This window comes from Pseudomonadota bacterium, assembly GCA_030860485.1.
Taxonomy (GTDB): Bacteria; Pseudomonadota; Gammaproteobacteria; order JACCXJ01; family JACCXJ01; genus JACCXJ01.
Genome location: JALZID010000056.1, coordinates 1 through 3699 on the forward strand (window position 1 = coordinate 1; position 3699 = coordinate 3699).

At 60.0% G+C, this 3699-nt stretch carries 2 protein-coding genes and 1 pseudogene; 1 reads left to right on the forward strand and 2 read right to left on the reverse strand.

The window, feature by feature from the left end:
* The coding region (locus M3461_03090) for a Crp/Fnr family transcriptional regulator (protein MDQ3773416.1) at positions 1–229 on the reverse strand (229 nt) is incomplete at its 3' end.
* Between the two features lie 273 nt (positions 230–502).
* On the opposite strand from M3461_03090, the pseudogene M3461_03095 reads away from it, so the two are divergent.
* A pseudogene (locus M3461_03095) lies at positions 503–1875 on the forward strand (IS1380 family transposase).
* A gap of 376 nt (positions 1876–2251) precedes the next feature.
* On the opposite strand, the gene M3461_03100 reads toward M3461_03095, so the two are convergent.
* Positions 2252–3175: a transglycosylase SLT domain-containing protein gene (locus M3461_03100; GenBank protein MDQ3773417.1), complete on the reverse strand. Its 924-nt coding sequence runs from the start codon at positions 3173–3175 to the stop codon at positions 2252–2254.
* Between the last annotated feature and the right edge of the window lie 524 nt (positions 3176–3699).

Genomic DNA, 3699 nt, shown 5'->3' on the forward strand with positions numbered 1-3699 from the left:
CCTGGGGGATGACCCGCACCTCGGCCCCGGTGGTGGTGAAGGTCACCCGCCCATCGCCCACCGCATAGCTCAGCCGCCGGTTCACCCGGTACGTCCCACCCGACACCTCCACCCACGGCAACATGCGCAGCAACCACCGCGAGGTGATCTCCTGCATCTGCGGGACGGACTTGGTCGTCGTCGCCAGGTTCCGCGCCGCCGCCGTATCCAAACTCGTGTGCGGCCGCATCTGTGGCTGCCCAGGCTCACCATCCAAATTCGGCTCAACAGGCTCTGCCATAACCCTCCAGTTGCATAAATATCCACGCGGATCGTCACGAAAGGGCGTAGAAGTCAGGGTTGCAGAGAGTTTGTAGCGTTGCGCTGGACATCACCAGCGGTGATGTCCAGCCTTTAAGCAAAATACCTGATCTCATGATCAGAAAAGGCTAGGAAGCGGTCTGCACTTCGCGGTATGATGTGTTTCCGCAAACAACCGCATACCCGAAGGAGACCGCTTCCCATGAAGTATAGCAAAGCCGAAGTCCACTGCAAGACCCATGGCCTGCCCGCCCTGCGTTTTGAAGACAGCCAACTGACCTCGTTCTCGGGCCTCGTCCTCCTCCAAGCGCTGTTCGCTCATCTGGGGCTCAAGGAAAGGCTGCGCCGCTGCTTTGGCCATCTCACCGTCAGCCCGATCTTCGGACATACGACCCTGGTACTGTGTTTGGTGCTGCACCTCATGCTGGGATACCGGCGGTTGGGCGATATGCGCTACTATTCGGATGACCCCTTGGTCCTGCGGACGCTCGGCCTGCGCCGTCTGCCGGATGTCGCCACGCTCTCTCGGGGATTGGCGAGGGCGGACGCAGAGAGTGTGAAGCGCCTGCAGGGACTCGTGCGGGAGGGGGTCGTGACACGGCTTGTGGTCCTTGGGCTCGCGCGCGTGACGCTCGACTTCGATGGCTCGGTGATCGGCACAGGCAAAGGGGCCGAGGGCACGGCAGTAGGGTTTAACCGCAAGAAGAAGGGGCAGCGCAGCTATTATCCTCTCTTCTGCACGGTCGCCCAGACCGGTCAGGTGCTCGACGTGCTGCATCGTTCCGGCAACGTCCATGATTCCCATGGGGCCAAGGACTTCATTCTCGCCTGTATCGCTGTCGTGCGGGCAGCCCTGCCCGGGGTCTCTATCGAGATCCGCATGGACAGCGCCTTTTCAGTGATGAGATCGTCAGCAGCCTCGACGGCGCGGGCGTGGAGTATACGGTGAGCGTTCCCTTCGAGCGCTTTACTGATCTCAAAGCGCGTATCGAGGCACGGCGCTTCTGGTGGCCGGGCGCAGCACAGTGGGACTACTTCGAGGCCAAATGGAAACCCAAGGCCTGGAAGACGCCCCACCGCTTCCTCTTCCTTCGGACTCGCGTCAAACAACAACACCAAGAGCCTATCCAGCTCGACCTCTTCGTCCCGCATGACTACGGCTATGAGTTCAAGGTCATCCTGACCAACAAGCGCTTGGGTGCCCGCAAGACGCTCGTCTTCCACAACGGCCGGGGCAGCCAGGAGGGGATCTTCGCCGAGCTCAAATCCGACAACGCGCTCGGCTATGTCCCCACCCGCACCTGGGTTGGGAATCAGATCTACTTGCTTTCGGTGCTCCTCGCCCATAACCTCGGTCGCGAGCTACAGATGATTGCGCATCCTCCCTCGCGCGCGACCCTGGAGAAACGCCCGGCCTTCTGGGCCTTCGAACGCCTGGACACGTTTCGCCGCAGGATCATCCAACGCGCCGGCCGCCTCATTCGACCTCAGGGGCAACTCACCCTCAGTATGTCCGCCAATCCGGCGGTCCAAGAGGAGTTGTTGCATTACCTCGACGCACTGCAAGCCGCCTGAGTTCCTCAGCCAAGCGAAATTTATGCAACGTTAGGGTTTACATAACGCCGACCTTTTACGTGAGCCTCGAACGGTTCGTCCAACGGCTGCGCATGCACGCCTCCGGCCGTTCATCGATTCACCGGCGTGCGACTACCCTAAACCCGCCGCAAGGGGAATTGCAAGAAACCAAGGAACGACGCAAGAGTGGTTTGTAGAGCCCGGACGTTTGGCTCCGGGCGAAACGGTCCTGTGCGCCGTGCGCCTCGCGGGGAGACTTGCTCGCGACGATTTCTTCACAAGCTCCGAGCGCGGTGGTTTATTTGGCGGCGATACTAAATCTACTCGCCGCCACCTTGCGGCCGTAAACGCAATGGATGCCTCGGCCGCAAGCGGCTTAAGCCGAGCTTCGATGCGGATAAATCAACAAAACCGTCCCCGGAAGTAACACCTTTCGTTGGTTTATCCGATTCCATCGCAGGAGCTGGAGGACGCTGACGCGGTATTGATGCGCGATTAGCGACAGCGAGTCTCCCGCCCGGATCGTGTGACGCAGGCCCGCGCGCCGCAGCTTCACGGCAAGAACGGCGGGTAGGAAGTTAGGCGCGCTGGCCACCGCGAGAGGGGGTCTCACCGAGCGGGCGATCTTGCGCTTCAAGATATCCGCGTTTTTCACCGGCAATGCTAATCGATGCGGTCCTGTCGGGCCGGTCGTGTCCTTGATCACGCCCGGATTCAGCCGCCGCAATTCGGCCACGCTCATTTGCGCCAGCGCCGCCGCCCGGGCGAGACGGATGGGCGCGCCGATTTCGACTTCGGAAACGTAAGGTTTATTCGCGATTGGTTTGAGGCTGACGTTATACACCGCGGGCGCGGCGACGATGCTCGACATCGCTAAGAGCTTAGGCACGAACTTTTTCGTTTCCGCCGGCAAGTCGAGCGCCCAATAACTCGTCGAGCGGCCCGCGCGGCGATTGCGGTGGATGGCCGTCTGAACGGTTTTTTCTCCACAGTTGTACGCCGCTAATGCATGCAGCCAGTCCCCCTTGAAGAGGTCATGGAGGTTCTCAAGATAGTCAAGCGCCGCGCTGGTGGAAGCGAGGACATCGCGCCGTCCGTCGTACCACGCGCTCTGTCTAAGACCAAAGCGCTTTCCCGTTCCCGGAATCAGCTGCCAGATGCCTGAGGCGTGGCTGGGCGAATACGCTTCTGGACGATAGGCGCTCTCAATGATCGGTAACAGCACGATTTCGGTCGGCATAGCGCGCCGTTCCACTTCTACAACGATGTGATGCAGGTAAGGACGTGCCCGCTCGGCCAACTGGTCGAGGTAGGGCTGCCGCAGCCCCGGCCAAGACTCTTTCGATGGCGGGGCCGGTTGGACTAGCGTGAATCCCCCCCGGATCCGTTCCCAAAGATCATCGTACGGTTCGTGGGAGAGGGGCGCTTGCGCAAGGCGTGCACTAAGGCGAGCGCGTAATTCGTCGAGGTGCCCCGAGCGGTAGGCCGAATCGAATACGCCGGGGTTCGCGGTACGCGGTGGGAGAGACTGCGCCTGGTCCTCTACCTGCGGCACCGCTAGACAGCCGCAGAGGAAGAGGGGGGTGCAACTTATTATTATTGAACGATGGTTGCCCCGTCGCATTTGCAAGGATGCTAGGCAGGCCAAACAGGGGTGTCAACCCTTCAAGCGGTTGCTAAATTTATAGAAAAATGCGATGAATAAGCTATAACAGTATGATTTTGCAAAACATGTATTTACTCACTGGGCGACCAGCGAGATTTATTAGCAGTCCTAATAAATGTCTTTCCACTGGCGCAAAGCCGCGAATATCTCAGTATCGG